This window comes from Flavobacterium sp. N1994 (assembly GCF_025947145.1).
GTDB lineage: Bacteria > Bacteroidota > Bacteroidia > Flavobacteriales > Flavobacteriaceae > Flavobacterium.
This window is the reverse complement of record NZ_CP109999.1, coordinates 2,604,299-2,622,966: the sequence shown is the minus strand read 5'-3', so window position 1 is coordinate 2,622,966 and position 18,668 is coordinate 2,604,299. Positions and strand designations below refer to the sequence as shown.

Below are 18,668 nucleotides of genomic sequence, written 5' to 3'. Positions count from 1 at the left end.
GTATTATAAATCATTAAATTACGATAATGGAAAAGCGTAAATTAGGTTTCTGGGAGATTTGGAACATGAGTTTCGGTTTCTTAGGAATCCAGATGGGTTTTGCCCTTCAAAATGCTAATGCTAGCCGAATTCTTCAAACTTTTGGTGCTGATGTAGATGAATTATCTTGGTTTTGGATAATTGCCCCTCTTATGGGACTAATTGTTCAACCCATCATAGGTCATTACAGCGACAATACTTGGGGAAGATTTGGAAGAAGAAAACCTTTCTTTTTAACTGGTGCCTTATTGGCTTCTGTAGGGTTGATTTTAATGCCACAAGCTGATATTTTCATTGCATTCATGCCTGCTCTTTGGGTAGGTGCTGGAATGTTAATGGTGATGGACGCTTCCTTTAACATCGCTATGGAACCATTCAGAGCTTTAGTTGGAGATAATTTACGTTCTGACCAAAGAACTTTAGGATTTAGTATTCAAACAGCACTTATTGGATTTGGAGCTGTAATTGGTTCATGGTTACCTTATGTCTTAACCAATTGGTTCCACGTTGACAACAGTTCTGAAAATGGTAAAATTCCGCATCATTTGATAGTTTCTTTTGTTATTGGAGCACTGGTTTTAGTTGCCTCTATTATGGTTACTTTGTTTTCAACTAAAGAATATTCTCCTGAAGAATTAGCCAGGTTTGAAGACGAGCAAGCCCACCAAAAAGCAATTGAAAAAGAAGGTCTTGACAAAAAATCAAGCTTAATGGACATCTTTGAAGATTTCCGTAAAATGCCAACCACTATGAGGCAATTAAGTTGGGTGCAATTCTTTTCTTGGTTCGCCCTTTTTGGTATGTGGGTTTTTACAACTCCAGCCATAGCTCAACACATTTATGGATTATCGGTAGAAGATCACACAAGTCCCGCTTTTCAAGAAGCAGGTGACTGGGTTGGGGTTATCTTCGGGGTATACAACTTAGTATCTGCCTTAGTAGCTTTATTCTTCTTACCTATCCTTGCTAAGAAATTCGGAAGAAAGAAAACCCATTCTATTTCGCTAATTGCAGGTGGTTTAGGGTTGCTTTCTATGTATTTTATGCCTAATAAAGAAATGCTTATTATTTCCATGATTGGAGTTGGTGTAGCTTGGGCTAGTATTTTATCTATGCCATACGCTATCCTAGCTGGAGCGATTTCTCCAAAGAAAATGGGAGTTTACATGGGAATTTTCAATTTCTTTATCGTAATCCCACAAATTATCAATGCCTTAATTGGTGGTCCTTTGGTGAAATACCTTTATAATGACCATGCCATTTATGCCTTAATGACAAGTGGCGTTAGTTTTCTTATTGCCGCAGCTCTAGTGGTGAAAGTAAAAGATGTTGATGACGTAATACAAAAATAAATGACAAAAAAAGCATTCATCTTCGATTTGGACGGGGTTATTGTTGACACGGCTAAATATCATTTTTTAGCTTGGCAAAAAATAGCAAGTGATTTAGGAATCGAATTTACACCTGAACACAACGAAGAATTAAAAGGAGTTAGCCGTGTTCGTTCTTTGGATATTATTTTGAAACTTGGCAATATTGAAGCTTCAGAAGAAAACAAAAACAAATGGCTAAAGCAAAAAAATGAAGATTACCTCTCTTATATTGAGCATATGGATGAATCAGAAATTCTTCCTGGCGTGCTCAATATTTTAGAATTTATTAGAGAAAAAAAACAATTAATTGCCTTAGGCTCGGCCAGTAAAAATGCCCGCCCTATTTTAGAAAAAGTAAAAATTTTGCATTTGTTTGATGCCATTGTAGATGGAAATGATGTTACGAATGCAAAACCAGATCCAGAAGTTTTTGTTAGAGCTGCAAAATTATTGAATGTGTCTAATGAGAATTCCATGGTGTTTGAAGATTCTGTTGCCGGAATACAAGCGGCTAATATTGCGCATATGACTAGCATCGGAATTGGTGACGAGAAAATTTTACACGAAGCAAAGTACAATTTTAAAGATTTTACTTTTATGGACACTTCCTTCATTGAAGCTTTCATAAACTAAAATTGAATGAAAAAAGAAAAATTAAATGAATCAAGACTATATCAAACCAGACAACTGGTCAATCATAGAAGAAGGTTTTGACTTAGACCAAGTGAAATCTTCTGAAAGCTTATTCAGCATTGGAAATGGGGCCATGGGGCAACGTGCCAATTTTGAAGAATATTATTCTGGAAAAACATTTCAAGGAAGTTATATAGCCGGAATCTATTATCCAGATAAAACCAAAGTGGGCTGGTGGAAAAATGGTTATCCAGAATATTTTGCTAAAGTGTTAAACGCACCCAACTGGATTGGAATCAACATAGAAATCAATGACGAAAACTTAGATTTAGCTTCGTGCAAAGAAGTAAAAAACTTCCGTCGTGAGTTGAATATGAAAGAAGGGATTTATAATCGTTCTTTTGAAGCCACTTTACAAAACGGTACTCAAATAGCAGTAAGCGTTCGCCGATTCCTTTCTTTAGATTTAGATGAAGTAGGTGTGATTCATTACGAAATAACCCCTTTAAACCATGACTCCAAAATAGTTTTCAAACCTTATGTTGATGCAGGCGTTCATAATGAAGATGCGAACTGGGAAGAAAAATTCTGGGAACCTTTAAACGTTAAAAACATAGGCAACGAAGCTTTTGTTACAGCACGAACTTTTAAAACCCATTTTACGGCTACTACTTTTATGCAAAATAGTATCTTATTAAATGGCGTAAATCAAAAAGTTTATCCTTCAAATGTAGCCTCTTCTAATGAGAAAATAGAATTTACTTATGAAGTTACCGCATTAAAAGGACAAACGGCATCTATTCAAAAATTAGGAGGATACACTGTATCCATGAATCACGATAATACAGAAGCTGCCGCTCAAAACGTTATTGCAAAAGCACTAGCATTGGGCTACGACCAATTATTGAATGATCAAATCGCAGCCTGGGCCAAAATCTGGGAAATGAGCGATATCACTATAGAGGGCGATGTAAAAGCACAGCAAGGTATTCGTTTTAATATTTTTCAGTTAAACCAAACCTATTTAGGAAAAGATTCTCGTTTGAATATTGGTCCAAAAGGATTTACGGGCGAAAAATATGGCGGTTCTACATATTGGGATACTGAAGCGTATTGTATTCCATTTTACATGGCAACCAAAGATCAGCAAGTAGCTAGAAATCTTTTGGCTTATCGTTACAATCAATTGGACAAAGCCATTGAGAACGCTGGCAAATTAGGGTTCACTAATGGAGCTGCTTTATACCCAATGGTGACCATGAATGGGGAAGAATGTCACAACGAATGGGAAATCACTTTTGAAGAAATTCATAGAAATGGCGCAATAGCTTTTGCTATTTTTAACTACTACCGATTCACTGGCGATTACTCTTATATTCCAGAAAAAGGATTAGAAGTTTTAATCGGAATTGCTCGTTTTTGGCATCAAAGAGCTACCTTCTCTACACACAAAAATCAATATGTGATTTTAGGTGTTACAGGTCCAAACGAATACGAAAACAACGTAAACAACAACTTCTATACTAATTATTTGGCCAAATGGTGTATCGATTATGCCGTTGAACAAATCCATAAAGTAGAAAAAGAATACAGCTCTGATTTTTCTCGTATTATGAGCAAAGTCAATTTAGATGCTTCAGAAATTCTTCATTGGAAAAAAGTGGCTGATCACATGTACTTCCCTTATTCAGAAGAGCATGATGTGTATTTACAACAAGATGGTTTCTTAGACAAAGAATTAGTAAAAGTGCACGATTTAGATAAATCACTACGACCCATCAATCAAAAATGGTCATGGGATAGAATCTTGCGCTCACCTTACATCAAACAGGCTGATACTTTACAAGGATTCTATTTCTTTGAAGATCATTTCAGCAAAGAACAATTACAGAAACATTTCGATTTTTACGAACCGTTTACCGTACACGAAAGTTCATTATCTCCATGTGTTCACTCGATACAAGCTGCCACTTTAGGTAGAATGGAACAAGCCTACACTTTCTATTTAAGAACATCGCGTTTGGATTTAGATGATTACAACAAAGAAGTAGAAGAAGGTTTACACATCACCTCTATGGCTGGAACCTGGATGAGTATTGTGGAAGGCTTTGGCGGCATGAGAGTCAAAAATGATGCTTTGCATTTCGAACCAAGAATTCCAAAAGACTGGAATGGCTATTCCTTCAAAATCAATTTCAGAAACCAAATCCTAAAAGTGGCTGTTCATCAAAACGACACTGAGTTTGTGCTTGAAGGTGAAAATCCAATTACCGTTTATGTAAATGGCACCGCAATTTCTGTTGAGCCAAATAGTTTGGTAACTGTTTAAAAAACAACCCAAACCCTTTCGGAACTAACTCTGAAAGGGTTTTTTATTTATAACAAAATGAAAAAAATACTTTTCTTCTTATTGATTTCTATTTCTGGGTTTGCTCAAATTGACAGAGTGGAGCCTCCTTTTTGGTATTCTGGAATGAATTTATCCAAAGTGCAAGTGATGTTCTATGGTAAGAACATAGCACAATATGATGTTACTGTTTCCAATAACATTGTAATTGATAACATCCAAAAAACAGAAAATCCTAACTATGTTTTTGTGACTATTGACACTAAAAACGCACCTATTTCTGAACTAACTTTTATTTTTAAAAACAAAGGCAAAGTAGCGTTTACTCAAAAATATGAGTTAAAACAAAGACGTTCGAACTCCAAATTCCGAAAAAGCTACGACAGTTCCGATATGATTTATTTAATTATGTCTGACCGATTCGCCAATGGAAATCCGAAAAACGATAGCGATAGTTCAGTTACTGAAAAAGCAGACAGAGCCAATCCAAATGGAAGACATGGAGGCGATATTGAAGGGATTATCAAAAATTTAGATTATATCAAAGAACTCGGAGCAACAGCCGTTTGGCCAACGCCATTGTGTGAAGACAACGACGAAAGAGGTTCCTATCATACTTACGGACAATCTGATTTGTATAAAATAGACCCACGCTTCGGGACGAATGAAGATTATTTACGATTGAGTGCTGAATTGCACAGCCGTGGCATGAAAAACATTATGGATTATGTTACGAATCATTGGGGATACAAACATTGGATGATGAACGATTTACCAACCTATGATTGGTTTCATCAATTTCCAGGCTATAAGCAAACTAACTATAGAATGAACTCGCAATTTGATACTAATGCTTCAGAAAGTGATGCCAAATTATATGCTAATGGCTGGTTTGTAAAATCGATGCCCGATTTAAATCAGTCTAATCCATTAGTGTTAAATTATTTAATACAAAATGCTATTTGGTGGATTGAATATGCCGATTTAGATGGTTTTAGAGTAGACACCTATCCGTATGGAGATAAAATAGGAGTCGCTCAATGGACCAAAGCCATTACTGATGAATATCCTAATTTCAATATCGTTGGTGAAGTTTGGTATCACAATCCTGCTCATATTGCTTATTGGCAAAAAGACAGTAAAATAGGCGAAATTGAAAGCTTTAATTCCAATTTGCCTAGTGTTATGGATTTTCCTTTACAGGAAACAATTAATGGAGGTGTCTTTAATGAAAATCAAAATGCTTGGGATAAAGGAATGATTAACATTTATACTGGTTTTACTAGTGATTTTTTGTATCCAAATTGCAATAATTTGCTAGTGTTTGTTGAAAATCATGATACTGATAGATTTAACGAAGTTTATAAAAACGATTTTGATAAGTATAAAATGGCCATGACTTTAATTGCTACGGTTCGAGGGATACCTCAACTCTATTATGGTTCTGAAATTGGGATGTCTGGAAGTAAAAAAGTTGGTGATGGTGATATTAGAAGAGATTTTCCAGGAGGTTGGAATGGTGACGCTACAAATGCCTTCACCAAAGGGGGAAGAACAGAAGAGCAACAAAAATTCTATGATTTCACTGCCAAATTATTTAATTGGAGAAAATCAAACCCAGTAATTCATAATGGAAAAACGACACACTACGCCCCTGAAAACAATGTATACGTATATTTCCGTTACAATGAAACCGAAAGCGTAATGGTGATAATCAATAACAGTAATGAAAAGCAAACGTTCAAAACCAATCGATTTGCTGAAAATATTCAAAATCATTTAGGAGGAAAAGACATTTTCACCGGGAAAATGATAGATTTTAAAAATGACATTCCCATCGAAGGAAAATCAGTTTTGCTTTTGGAATTAAAATAAATAAGTCTCGCCAAGTCGCAGAGACGCAAAAAATAAAAACTATAAAAATTGCTTTGCGCCTTTGTGCCTTTGCGAGATTAATTAAACAAAATGAGAAAGCTACTACTCCTATTATTAATCACTACAGTTTCATTTGCGCAGAATGCAAACAGAAAATTTATAAGTTTAAATCAAAAGGATGGAATTGTCAACATTAAAACAAACGACGGAGACTATTCAATTCATTTTCTTAGCAATAAAATTGTTGAAAATTCCTTTATTCCAAAAGGGCAAAGCAACAATTTAAAATCGGAAGCTGTGGTATTGAATAATGTGCCTTACCAATTTCAAATATTGAAAAACGGAAATTATTTGTCTTTTGGAACTGAGTATATAACGGTTTTGGTAAATAAAAAGCCGTTCCAAATTACTTATAAAGACAATGAAAATCATACGCTACTATCTGAAAAATTAGGCTACACCAAAAAAGATTCTACCGAAACGTTGTCTTTCAATCTTGACAATTCGGAAGCATTATATGGTGGTGGTGCTCGTGCTTTAGGCATGAACAGTCGCGGCAATCGTTTGCGATTATACAACAAAGCGCATTATGGTTATGAAACGCAGTCTGAGCTAATGAACTTCTGTATTCCTATGGTATTGTCATCCAAGTTATATGCCGTTCATTTTGATAATCCTGCTATTGGATATTTGGATTTAGACAGCAAGAAAGACAACACTTTATCGTATGAAACTATATCGGGAAGAAAAACCTACCAAGTTATTGTGGGCGATTCTTGGACGGATTTGATTTCAAACTACACGGATTTAACTGGAAAACAACCATTACTGCCACGCTGGTCCTTTGGTAATTTTGCTAGTCGATTTGGATATCATTCACAAGATGAAGTAGAAAGTACCATTAGAAAATTTCAAGAAAACAAAATTCCTGTTGATGCGATAATTCTTGATTTGTATTGGTTTGGCAAAGAAATCAAAGGAACCATGGGGAACCTCGATTGGGATAAAGATAAATATCCAAATCCTGATAAAATGATTTCCGATTTGAATGCCAAAGGGGTAAAAACGATTTTAATTACGGAACCTTTCATTCTAACTACCTCATCAAAGTGGCAAGAAACTGTTGATAAAAAAGTCTTGGTTACCGATAAAACTGGAAAACCAGCCACATGGGATTTCTATTTCGGAAACACCAGCGTTGTAGATATTTTCAAACCTGAAGGGGCAGCTTGGTTCTGGAGCGTTTATAAAAGATTAATTAATCAAGGCGTTGGCGGTCTGTGGGGTGATTTAGGAGAACCCGAAGTTTTTCCATCGAAAGTAATAACAGCAGGTGGCAAAGCTGATGAAGTACATAATATTTATGGTCACAATTGGGCCAAATTAATTGCTGACGGGTATAAAAAAGATTTTCCAACACAACGTCCTTTTATCTTAATGCGTGCAGGTTATTCGGGTTCACAACGTTTTGGGATGGTGCCTTGGAGTGGTGATGTGAGTCGAAGCTGGGGCGGTTTACAAAGTCAAATGGAAATCGCTTTACAAATGGGAATGCAAGGAATGGCCTTTATGCACTCTGACCTTGGCGGATTTGCCGGAGATTATTTTGATAACGAATTGTATTTGCGTTGGCTTCAATATGGTGTGTTCCAACCAATATTCCGACCACATGCACAAGAAGAAGTAGCTTCGGAAGTAGCCCGAAAAGACATTGTCACTATGGCTGCTGCTAAAAAACAAGTGGAATTGCGTTACCAATTGATGCCGTATAATTACACTTTGGCCTTCGATAATAATCAAAAGGGAACTCCTTTGATGCGTCCGTTATTCTTTGAAGAACCAAACAATACAGCATTAACATCAGTAGCTGGAACTTATTTCTGGGGTAATAACTTTTTAGTGAATCCAATTACTAAAGCTGGGGTAACCTCAACTGAAATGTATTTCCCAAAAAGCAATAATTGGTTTGATTTTTATACCAATGAAAAACATTTAGCTGGAACAACAGAAACAGTAAAAGTGACTGCCGATTATATTCCAACCTACGTTCGTGGAGGTAGTTTCATTCCGATGATTAAAACTATTCAAAATACTTCAGCGTATTCTTTAGACAATTTTGATTTGCATTATTATTTTGACGCCAGTGTGTCTAATTCCGCAGGAAAAGTATTCAATGACGATGGCAGTTCGCCAAACGCTTTTGAAAAAGGACAATATGAATTGCTGAATTTCACTAGCACCAATAATGGCAAGTCTTTGGTTTTAAAATTGGAAGAAACGGTTGGAAAGAATTATAATGCTACTGATAAAAATGTGGCTGTGTTAATCCACAACATCAAAGCGAAACACATTTTTGTAAACGGACAAGAACAATTTTACAAAACCTTTCATGAACCTATGCAAGTCAATGTTACTTTAACCAAAGGAACTCCATCAGAAATAAAAATTGAATACTAAAACTATGAAGAAAATAGCCCTATTATTTCTTATTGCTTTAACGATTAGCAGTAATGCTTTCGCACAAAAAAAGAAACCTGTTGCTAAAACCCCTTTCGTTTGGGAAAGTGCCAATGTATATTTTATCGTTACGGATAGGTTTAACGATGGCGACAAAACCAACAATCATAACTTCAACAGAAACAAACCTACAGGAAAATTGCGTGGTTTTGAAGGCGGTGACATTCGCGGTATTATCCAAAAGTTAGACGAAGGGTATTTTACCAATTTAGGAATTAATGTCATTTGGATGACGCCTATTGTGGAGCAAATTCACGATGGTGTTGACGAAGGAACCGGATTTACGTATGCCTTTCATGGCTATTGGACTAGAGATTGGAGTTCGATTGACCCTAGCGTTGGAACCAAAAAGGATTTAGCTGAACTAGTACAAAAAGCCCATGCCAAAGGAATCAGAATCATGCTAGACGCCGTAATTAATCATACTGGACCCGTAACCCCTGAAGACTCTGTTTATCCAACGGATTGGGTACGGACTTCACCAAAGTGTACCTATAAATCATACGACACTTATATCAACTGTACCTTAGTAGAAAACCTTCCAGATGTAAAAACCGAAAGTAATGACAATGTAGAATTGCCATCTTTTTTAGCGAACAAATGGAAAAAAGAAGGGCGTTATGACAAAGAAGTAGCTTCACTAGATGCTTTCTTCAAAAAAACAGGCTATCCAAGAGCGCCAAAATATTACATCATGAAATGGCTTTCGGATTATATCACTGAATTTGGAATTGATGGGTATCGAGTGGACACAGCCAAACATACTACTGAAGACGTTTGGGCTGATTTTAGAAAAGTATGTGATAGAGCTTTCGCCGATTACAAGAAAAACAATCCGAAAAAAGTATTGGATAACAATCCGTTCTTTACCGTTGGGGAGGTTTATGGTTATAACATTGGAAATAAAAAATTCTATGATTTTGGCGATAAGAAAGTCAACTATTTCGAAAATGGGTTTACCGGTTTAATCAATTTTGATTTTAGAAATGAAGCCAAAATGAACTATGAAGAATTGTTTGCTAAGTATTCTAATATTCTGCAAAATGATTTAAAAGGCAATACCGTGATGAACTATGTTTCGTCACACGATGATGGTTATCCGTTTGACAAGAAAAGAGAAAAGACCTTTGAAAGTGGTACCAAATTAGTATTAGCGCCTGGAATTTCTCAAGTGTATTATGGTGATGAAAGTGCTCGCTCCTTAGACATTGAAGGCACTCAAGGCGATGCTACTTTGCGCTCTAACATGAATTGGGAAGACATTGCCAATAATGCAACGACCAAAGAAGTGTTAGCCCATTGGCAGAAATTAGGATTGTTTAGAAAAAATCATCCGGCAGTAGGCGCTGGAGTTCACGCTCAAATTAGTGCTTCGCCTTACGTGTTTAGTAGAACATTTACTAAATCCAACTATAGCGATAAAGTAGTGATTGGTTTAGATCTACCAAAAGGCGAAAAGAGTATTCCGGTTGGAACAATCTTCGCTAACGGTTCAAAAGTAAAAGATACTTACTCTGGAAAAACTGCCACTGTTACTAAAGGAAATGTAACACTCAACACTGATTTCGGAATCGTATTGTTAGAAAAACTATAGCATGCTCAAAATTGGTCATCGTGGTGCCAAAGGCTATGTAGCGGAAAACACTTTGGCTTCTTTCCAAAAAGCTATAGAGCTGGGCGTTGACATGATTGAGCTGGATGTTTATTTAAGCAAAGACGCTATTCCTGTTGTCATTCACGATAAGACTATTGATAGAACTACATCAGGAAGTGGTTTGGTTGCTAATTTTGAAGCTACAGCATTGCAAGAGCTCGGTATTCCAACTTTAGAAGATGTCTTTTTACTGGTTAACCATCAATGTGAAATTAATATTGAAATCAAAGCTTTTGAAGCTGTGGAAAGTGTTTTGAAACTTATTGATTCCTCCCTTTTTAGTAAAGAAAAAGTAGTGATTTCTAGTTTTGATTGGAATGGGTTACAGGAAGTTCGTTTTCATGATGACAGCATCCGAATTGGGGTTTTGACAGAAGCGAATATCGACTTAGCTTTGGCTTTCGCCAAATTCATAAAAGCCTATTCCATTCATCCTTATTATCATTTGCTAACGAAAGAAAACGTTACCCAAATGCAATCCAAAAATTTTAAAGTCTATCCCTGGACCATCAATGAGCCAGAAGATATTATCTTTGTCAAATCGTTACACGTTGACGGCATTATTACGGATTTTCCAGATAGACTATGAACTCAAACTTCGATATAATCATTGTAGGCGGTGGCGCTGCTGGTTTTTTTACGGCAATTAATATCGTTGAAAACAATCCCAAGCTTAAAGTAGCGATTCTTGAAAGAGGCAAAACGGTTTTAGAGAAAGTCCGTATTTCAGGAGGCGGAAGATGTAATGTTACTCATGCTTGCTTTGTCCCTAATGACTTGGTTAAGTATTATCCGCGTGGCGAAAAAGAATTGCGAGGGCCTTTTCATCAATTCTGTTCAGGCGATACTATTGAATGGTTTGAACGTCATGGTGTGGAACTTAAGATTGAAGAGGACGGACACATGTTTCCCACTTCGGATAGTTCTCAAACTATTATCGATTGCTTTTTATCTGCTACCCAAAAACTCGGCATCCAAGTATTGACAGGTCAAAGTGTGCAATCTATTTTTCTTTCTGAGCCCTATTGGAAAGTGGAAACGAATCATGAGACTTTTGTTTGTCAAAAACTCATTATGACTACAGGTAGCAATCCTAAAATATGGGAAATGCTAACTACACTTGGTCATACTATCGTCCCTCCTGTTCCCTCCCTATTTACTTTTAATATTAAAGATGCTCGTATCAAAGATTTGATGGGGCTTTCTGCTTTTGCCAAAGTGAAAGTAAAAGGAAGTAAACTAGAAGCTAGTGGTCCCTTACTAATCACTCACTGGGGCATGTCTGGACCCGGAATATTAAGACTATCCGCTTGGGGTGCCCGAGAATTATTTGATAAAAACTATCAATTTATACTGCAAGTCAATTGGCTCAACGAACTCACTTTTGAAGAAGCTTTAGACACTTTGAAAGGCCTAAAACAAGAACACGCTAAAAAAGCAGTATCCAAAAAATCTCCTTTTGAGTTTCCTAATCGCTTATGGGAAAGTTTGGTGTTAGCTTCTGACATTGATAGCGAAACCAAATGGGCAGACTTATCCAAAAAGCAATTAACCGATTTGGCTAACCAACTCACTAACGGACAATTTCAGGTGAATGGTAAAAGCACATTTAAAGAAGAATTTGTAACAGCAGGAGGCATCGATTTAAAAGAAATCAACTTTAAAACGATGGAAAGCAAACTGCATCAAAATCTTTTCTTTGCTGGTGAAATAGTCAATATTGACGCTATTACAGGTGGCTTTAACTTTCAAAACGCTTGGACTAGCGGGTTTATTGTGTCCAAGTCAATCTAAAGCTACATCCATCCTTTGTCTATAGCTTTTGCAATTAATTCAGCTACTGATTTACAATCGGTTTTCTTTAAGATATTTTTTCTATGAGTATCAACTGTGTTTTTTGTTATGCCTAGTTCTGTCCCTATTAATTTACTTGAATACCCAATTGCCAAATAATTTATGATTTCTTTTTCACGCTTAGTTAAGAGATTTTTATTGGGGAGAAAAGCAACTTTTATAATATCTACATCCAAAAAACTGGGCTCTCCTTCTAAACCTATAAAACATAACGAAGATTTATTTCCCTTTTTTAAAAAAGTTATATCAGAATGCGAAACTAATACCCGTAATAATCTTCCCTCTTCTGTATGATCTATGGTTATGGCTTGCTGAAGTATTCTAACATATTCACCATTTGCTTTTTTTAATCGGAAGTCATAGCGGACTTTATATTTTTGAATTTTATGAGATGGCAGCTGTTTGAAAAACTCAGCAACTGTATTTTCATATTCTATAAAATATCCTAAATCATCCGGATGGATATAAGAAAAAACTTTTTCTACTGTTAAATCGGCAATATCATATCCCATTAATTTTGTAAACTCAGGACTAAGAAATTCAAATCTAACATCTATTAAGTTTAAAATATAAAAATAATACTCCCCAACTTGAAAAAAATTTAAAAGTTTTTTTGAAAGATTTAATTCAAGTAATAGTTTTTTTTCAGTTCTATTATGATGCGGCTGATACCAAATATTTTTTACATTATCAAAAATTAATTTATCCACACGAATTACTTATATAATTATGGTTTACATCCAACCTTTTTCTATAGCCTTTGCAATCAATTCGGCTACTGATTTACAATCGGTTTTCTTTAAAATATTTTTTCTATGAGTATCAACAGTGTTTTTTGATATTCCTAATTCTATCCCAATCTGTCTGCTAGTCTGACCCATTGCCAATTGATAAATAATTGCTTTTTCTCTATTGGTGACTACCTCTTTTCTATGTTTTAAAGTTTTAAGAATAGCAACATCAATATAACTAGGCTCTCCGTCTAGACCAATAAAACTCAAGGAGGATTTATTGTCTTTTTTTAGATGAGAAATATCGGTGTGCGAGACTAATGTCCTAATAATGGCACCTTCATCTGTACTATGGATAGTTAAAACCTGATGAAGGATTCTAATATAGTTACCGTCGGCTTTTCTTACACGATAATCATATCGCACCTTGTATTTTTGAATTTTATCAGGAGGTAGTTGAGAAAAAAAATCAACTACGGTATTTTCACAATTAATAAAATATCCTAAATCATCTGGATGAATATAACTTAAAAAATTTTCCATTGTAAAATCATCCGAATTATAGCCATATATGTCAAATACTTTAGAATTAAGATATTCAAGATTTCCATCAACAATATTTAATATAAAATAGCAAAAATCACCTACTTGAAAAAAATTCAATAATTTTTTATGTAGTTCTATTTCAATATTTAAATCTTTTTCAGAGTGAGACTTAGTAACTCCAACCCAAATTTTCTTAACACTATCAAAAACTAATTTTTCCAAGCCTAAGTATATTTATAATTTTACAAATAAACAACAAAAATAGTGTTAAAAAAATACCCACAAATGGGTATTTTATGTTAAAAAAAATTATTATTGTTTTGTAATGTATTAAAATTAAATATTTTACGGTATAAAACCATTAACTATTCTACTGTGAATACAAAAAAGAACTAATACTAGTTTCAAATTGTGATTGATTGAAATTTTTAGGATGCAACCCATTAAGATAGGGTTTATGCCAAAGCTTTCAGGTAGCTTTCAAAGTTATTAGACCATTTAGAGTAGGCATATAAGAATCTAAAATTAAAATATATATTATAAAAACAACAAATTAAAATCATGAAAAAAAAATTACTTTATATTGTTTTATTGGTAGCTTCGGGAGCAATTCAATCTCAAACTCAAAACCTATATAATTTTGGTTTTGATGGTACTACTCAAAATATGCTTTCTGCTGGTTGGGTTCAAACAAATCAAAGTGCAACTGCTGACCCCTTATTTCCTTGGAGTATTTCGACTGCAGCTACAGACCCTGGTGTTCAAGGTCAATCAGGAGGTGCGAATTCTTTCTGTTGGGTAAATTATCAAAGTACCACAAGCGCAACTGGTGCAACAATTAGTAATTGGCTTATATCGCCAACGATTACTGTTAAAAATGGTGATGTTATTTCATTTTACTCAAAAAAGGGAGTAATTGGTTCAACTTTTGCCGATAGACTTCAACTAAGAATGAGTATAAATGGAGCAGCAACAGTAAATCCATCAACTGGGCCAGATGATCTTGGAAACTTTACAATTTTATTAGAAGATATAAATCCTAATCTAAATTTAACATCTTATCCTTCAACATGGACACTATACAGTTATACAATTAGTGGCTTATTAGGAATTACAGATTGTAAGTTTGCATTTAGATATTATGTTACTGATGGTGGTCCAAGTGGCGCTAATTCAGATTTAATACATGTTGATACTTTTTCTGTTGATAGACCTTCGAGTCTTAACACTGAGCAGTATACCACTCAAAATTTTACAATATACCCCAACCCATCAAAAAATATTTTAAATGTTTTGTCTAAAAATGAAACTACTATAAATGAAATGAAAATTACTGATTTAAATGGAAGGGTAATCAAAATTTTAAATAATAATTCAAACACAATTCAAATTAATATTGAAGATTTATGTATTGGTGTATACTTTCTAAAAATAGTATCCAATCAAGGTACTGAAATCATAAAATTTCAAAAAAATTAATTGAAAAAAATGAAAAATCTAAACGCTATTCAATTAAAAAAAATATCAAGAATTTTTGGTGCTTTGGCATTAATTAGTATCATGATAATAATAACATTGAGAGATAAAAATGAAACTGGAATTCCTCCTGTTTATGGTTTGCCTGTTATGTTTGTTCTGCTTGGGGCAGCATTTTCTCAAAAAGCAAAGAAAAAAGAAGAGGAACACTCATAAAAATAATATGGTAACCCATTGGGTGTAATTATTAAAAATCAGTTCGATATTTAACGTTTTATCGCTAAGATCAATTCCAAAAAATGTTTTTATTATTTTGGTTTAAGACTTTAAAAAATTAGAGAATATTTATCATTAACTCAACTCCTTGATAATGGGTTTCAACTCCCTAATTACTATCTAAGATTTTGATGATAAAAGTGTTCAAGTCTTTATCGAATATCGAGAACCGTTTATGATGAAATTTTCCTTGTTCTCGATACAATCCTACCCAAGCGGAAACAACTGACGAAAAATTTTAACTAAAACTATTTACTCCTAACAGGTTAACATTAACTTAAAAAAACCATTATGAAAAAACTAAACTCCAATCAATTAAAAATACTCTATAGATTTTGCATGGCTGTAGCGGTTATCAGTCTGATTGTATTTATTGCTTTAACTTGGCGGAGAGAACTTGAATTTCCTTCTATTGCTGCATTTCTTCCTTTGTTTGTGATTGCGGTCGTACTCGTGTCTAAAAAAGTTAAAAAGGAGGCAACATCATCTAAAGAAGAATTAAATAAATAGGATTTCGATGAATAAAAAATGGTTCTTGCTTTGAAAGGTCCATTTGAATATGAATTTGATTCCCTTTTCTTAAAATCATTAGCAATTTTTTTATGAGAAAATTACAAATTGTATTGTTTACGTTTTTTGGTACTTATATCCTTAGTGCACAAGTAGGAATAGGAACTACCAATCCTCAGGCAGCATTAGATATTACTGCAACAACGGATGGACTTTTGGTTCCCAGGGTAGCCTTGTTTAATACGGTTACACCAACGATAGACACACCTACCCAATCCGAACTGGTATACAACACGGCCACGAGTGGCATTGCTCCCAACAATGTAACCCCAGGATTTTATTATTGGGATGGTTTAAAATGGTTAAGAATAAAAAGTAGTACTAATAACTCTGATACGTGGTCGTTGGAAGGAAATTCAGGAACTGTTGATGCCAATAATTTTATAGGCACTACAGACAATGTGCCTTTTAATATTCGCGTCAATAATCAAAAAGCAGGTAGGATTACTACTGGGGGAGACGTGTTTTTTGGCTATCAGGCAGGAAATGTCAATACGGGAGCTTCCAATACAGGGATTGGTTATAGGTCTTTATTCTCTAATGCTTCAGGGTTTTATAACACCGCTATCGGTTCTTTAGCATTAAACTCTAATACCACGGGAAGCTATAACACTGCTAATGGTACCAGTGCATTATATGGAAATAATACAGGAAACAATAACACTGCGAATGGTGCCTTTTCATTATTTGCTAATACCACAGGAAACAATAACACCGCCACAGGGAACTCGGCCTTAAGTAATAATACTACTGGTTATGAGAATACTGCCAATGGGTATGCTGCATTATTATTAAATTCTACAGGCTATTATAACACCGCCACAGGATCTGCTTCTTTATACTCCAATACTACAGGAACACGAAACACAGCCAATGGGATTCAAGCCCTTCGAAATAATATCACAGGAAACTCCAATACTGCCAGCGGAACTGTAGCATTGTTTTCAAATACTACAGGAACCAGTAATACTGCACATGGCGATAGTTCGCTTTATAACAATAGCACGGGATATTATAACACTGGCACGGGTACAAATGCATTGTTTTCTAACACCACAGGTTATGAAAATACGGCCAATGGATTTCAAGCACTTCGAAGTAATACTACTGGGTTTTATAACACCGCTACGGGTGTGAATGCATTATCTGCTAACACCACGGGGAGCTATAACACCGCGAACGGTGCCTATGGCTTATATTCTAATACCACGGGATACTCTAATACAACTAATGGAAATTTAGCATTATATGCTAATACCACTGGTTATGAAAATACGGCCACTGGGGTGCAAGCGCTTCGAAATAATACCACCGGATTCTATAATTCGGCTATGGGGCTTAATTCTTTATTTTCTAATACCACCGGGAACTATAATACTGCCAATGGCCATACCGCATTATATGCTAATACCACAGGAAGCTTTAACACCGCCAAAGGATATGCTGCTTTGTACTACAACACCACCGGGGGTAATAACACTGCTATAGGTAGTTATGCATTATTTTATAATACTACGGGAATTTCCAATACGGCGGTTGGTAGCTATGCTTTATATGCAAATACAACGGGAGGCGGCAATACTGCTTTTGGTTCAGGTGCTGGATTTGCAGGAACTGCTATTACTACAGGTTCTAACAATACCTTTATTGGAAATAATGCCAGTTCGGACAGTGCTATCCGTGTTAATAGCATTGCCATTGCCGGCAATGGCAACTTGGCCTTTGGAGGTGATAATAGAGTAAGGATTGGTAATAATGTCATGGGTTCTATTGGGGGACAAGTGGGTTGGACAACCATTTCCGATCAACGCGTAAAGGACAATATCCGACAGGATGTCAAGGGATTGGATTTTATTTTAAAGTTAAAACCACTAACCTATACTTATAGTATCGAAAAATCAAATCAAATTCAAAAAAGCACGATTGCCGATGAATGGCCTAGCAAGCACAACATTGAAAAAATAAGATTTAGCGGTTTTTTAGCCCAAGAAGTTGAAAAAACGGCAAAAGAGGTAGGTTATGATTTTAGTGGAGTAGATAAGCCTGAAGATGCTGACGGTTTGTGGGGTTTGCGTTATTCAGAATTTACGGTACCTTTAGTAAAAGCTGTACAAGAATTATCTGCACAAAACAAGCAGTTACAAGAATCCAACACAATACTAGTAAAACAATTAGAAGATTTATTGCAAAAAATGAAGGAGCAGGCGAAAAGAATACAATTACTGGAAAAGAAGATATAAACTCAAGGATCTGCCAGAGAATAGAAACTGATAGAAATGAAAAATAAATTTATTTATTTAACCACCAAATACTGGCATTGAGAATCGTTGCAAAACTGACCCAAGCTAAATAAGGAAGTAGTAATTTGCCAGCTACTTTATCAATTTTGACAAACTGATTATATGTTTCAAAAATTAATAACCAAAGCAAGATAATTTCAACTAAAGCCAATAAAGGATTGTGCAATCCAAAGAAAAGATAGGACCATAAAGCATTCAACGCTAATTGTGCTATAAATATCTTGAAAGCACTTTTGACTTTTTCCTCATCTGTTTCGATTCTATTCCAAATCATTCCACCAGCAACACCCATCAAAATATAAAGAAGGGACCAAACGGGAGCAAAAATCCAATTCGGTGGATTAAAGATGGGTTTAATTAATGTTGGATACCAAGTGGTAATACTATCTCTAGTTACCATTCCTGATAAATATCCAATCGTCACACAAGTAGCGACCACCAATAGTATTCTTAAAACTTTTTGCATGTTGACTTATT

At 35.1% G+C, this 18,668-nt stretch carries 15 protein-coding genes; 12 read left to right on the top strand and 3 right to left on the bottom strand.

All coding sequences use genetic code 11. From position 1 onward, the window contains the following. Positions 1-26: 26 nt before the first annotated feature. The 8 genes from OLM53_RS11810 (at position 27) to OLM53_RS11775 (ending at position 12,232) form a co-directional block, all read left to right on the top strand. Positions 27-1,391 (top strand): MFS transporter, encoded by a 1,365-nt coding sequence (locus tag OLM53_RS11810; RefSeq protein ID WP_264520437.1) that lies wholly within the window; start codon positions 27-29, stop codon positions 1,389-1,391. Then, the gene (gene pgmB, locus OLM53_RS11805) at positions 1,392-2,045 is read left to right on the top strand and encodes a beta-phosphoglucomutase (RefSeq protein WP_264520436.1); all 654 of its coding nucleotides are present in this window, start codon (positions 1,392-1,394) and stop codon (positions 2,043-2,045) included. It begins immediately after the preceding gene. Positions 2,046-2,070: 25 nt separating this feature from the next. Then, the gene (locus tag OLM53_RS11800) at positions 2,071-4,374 is read left to right on the top strand and encodes a glycoside hydrolase family 65 protein (protein WP_264520435.1); all 2,304 of its coding nucleotides are present in this window, start codon (positions 2,071-2,073) and stop codon (positions 4,372-4,374) included. A gap of 57 nt (positions 4,375-4,431) precedes the next feature. Next, on the top strand, positions 4,432-6,267 hold the full coding sequence (locus OLM53_RS11795; protein ID WP_264520434.1) for a glycoside hydrolase family 13 protein: 1,836 nt from the start codon (positions 4,432-4,434) through the stop codon (positions 6,265-6,267). Between the two features lie 90 nt (positions 6,268-6,357). Next, complete coding sequence (locus OLM53_RS11790) at positions 6,358-8,724, top strand: TIM-barrel domain-containing protein (RefSeq protein ID WP_264520433.1); 2,367 nt, start codon at positions 6,358-6,360, stop codon at positions 8,722-8,724. Between the two features lie 4 nt (positions 8,725-8,728). Next, the gene (locus OLM53_RS11785) at positions 8,729-10,378 is read left to right on the top strand and encodes an alpha-amylase family glycosyl hydrolase (RefSeq protein ID WP_264520432.1); all 1,650 of its coding nucleotides are present in this window, start codon (positions 8,729-8,731) and stop codon (positions 10,376-10,378) included. Between the two features lies 1 nt (position 10,379). Then, positions 10,380-11,027, top strand: a complete 648-nt coding sequence (locus OLM53_RS11780) for a glycerophosphodiester phosphodiesterase (protein WP_264520431.1) — start codon at positions 10,380-10,382, stop codon at positions 11,025-11,027. Then, positions 11,024-12,232 carry an NAD(P)/FAD-dependent oxidoreductase gene (locus OLM53_RS11775; protein WP_264520430.1) on the top strand — a complete coding sequence of 403 codons (1,209 nt, stop codon included), beginning with the start codon at positions 11,024-11,026 and terminating at the stop codon, positions 12,230-12,232. The genes OLM53_RS11780 and OLM53_RS11775 overlap by 4 nt, the downstream gene beginning before the upstream one ends. A gap of 2 nt (positions 12,233-12,234) precedes the next feature. On the opposite strand, the gene OLM53_RS11770 is transcribed toward OLM53_RS11775, so the two are convergent. Both OLM53_RS11770 and OLM53_RS11765 read right to left on the bottom strand, forming a co-directional pair. Continuing rightward, complete coding sequence (locus OLM53_RS11770; RefSeq protein ID WP_264520429.1) at positions 12,235-13,002, bottom strand: LuxR C-terminal-related transcriptional regulator; 768 nt, start codon at positions 13,000-13,002, stop codon at positions 12,235-12,237. Between the two features lie 24 nt (positions 13,003-13,026). Then, on the bottom strand, positions 13,027-13,791 hold the full coding sequence (locus OLM53_RS11765) for a LuxR C-terminal-related transcriptional regulator (RefSeq protein ID WP_264520428.1): 765 nt from the start codon (positions 13,789-13,791) through the stop codon (positions 13,027-13,029). Positions 13,792-14,130: 339 nt separating this feature from the next. Between OLM53_RS11765 and OLM53_RS11760 the strand changes: the two genes are divergently transcribed. The 4 genes from OLM53_RS11760 to OLM53_RS11745 all read left to right on the top strand — a co-directional run bounded on the left by OLM53_RS11760 (position 14,131) and on the right by OLM53_RS11745 (position 18,131). Next, positions 14,131-15,048: a T9SS-dependent choice-of-anchor J family protein gene (locus OLM53_RS11760; RefSeq protein ID WP_264520427.1), complete on the top strand. Its 918-nt coding sequence runs from the start codon at positions 14,131-14,133 to the stop codon at positions 15,046-15,048. 9 nt (positions 15,049-15,057) lie between these two features. Beyond that, the gene (locus tag OLM53_RS11755) at positions 15,058-15,261 is read left to right on the top strand and encodes a hypothetical protein (protein WP_264520426.1); all 204 of its coding nucleotides are present in this window, start codon (positions 15,058-15,060) and stop codon (positions 15,259-15,261) included. Positions 15,262-15,612: 351 nt separating this feature from the next. Beyond that, positions 15,613-15,831, top strand: coding sequence for a hypothetical protein (locus OLM53_RS11750; RefSeq protein WP_264520425.1), 219 nt, complete (start codon positions 15,613-15,615; stop codon positions 15,829-15,831). 92 nt (positions 15,832-15,923) lie between these two features. After that, positions 15,924-18,131: a tail fiber domain-containing protein gene (locus tag OLM53_RS11745; RefSeq protein WP_264520424.1), complete on the top strand. Its 2,208-nt coding sequence runs from the start codon at positions 15,924-15,926 to the stop codon at positions 18,129-18,131. Positions 18,132-18,180: 49 nt separating this feature from the next. Here the strand turns inward: OLM53_RS11745 and OLM53_RS11740 are convergent, their stop codons facing one another. Next, positions 18,181-18,657: a TspO/MBR family protein gene (locus OLM53_RS11740; RefSeq protein ID WP_264520423.1), complete on the bottom strand. Its 477-nt coding sequence runs from the start codon at positions 18,655-18,657 to the stop codon at positions 18,181-18,183. Positions 18,658-18,668 lie beyond the last annotated feature (11 nt).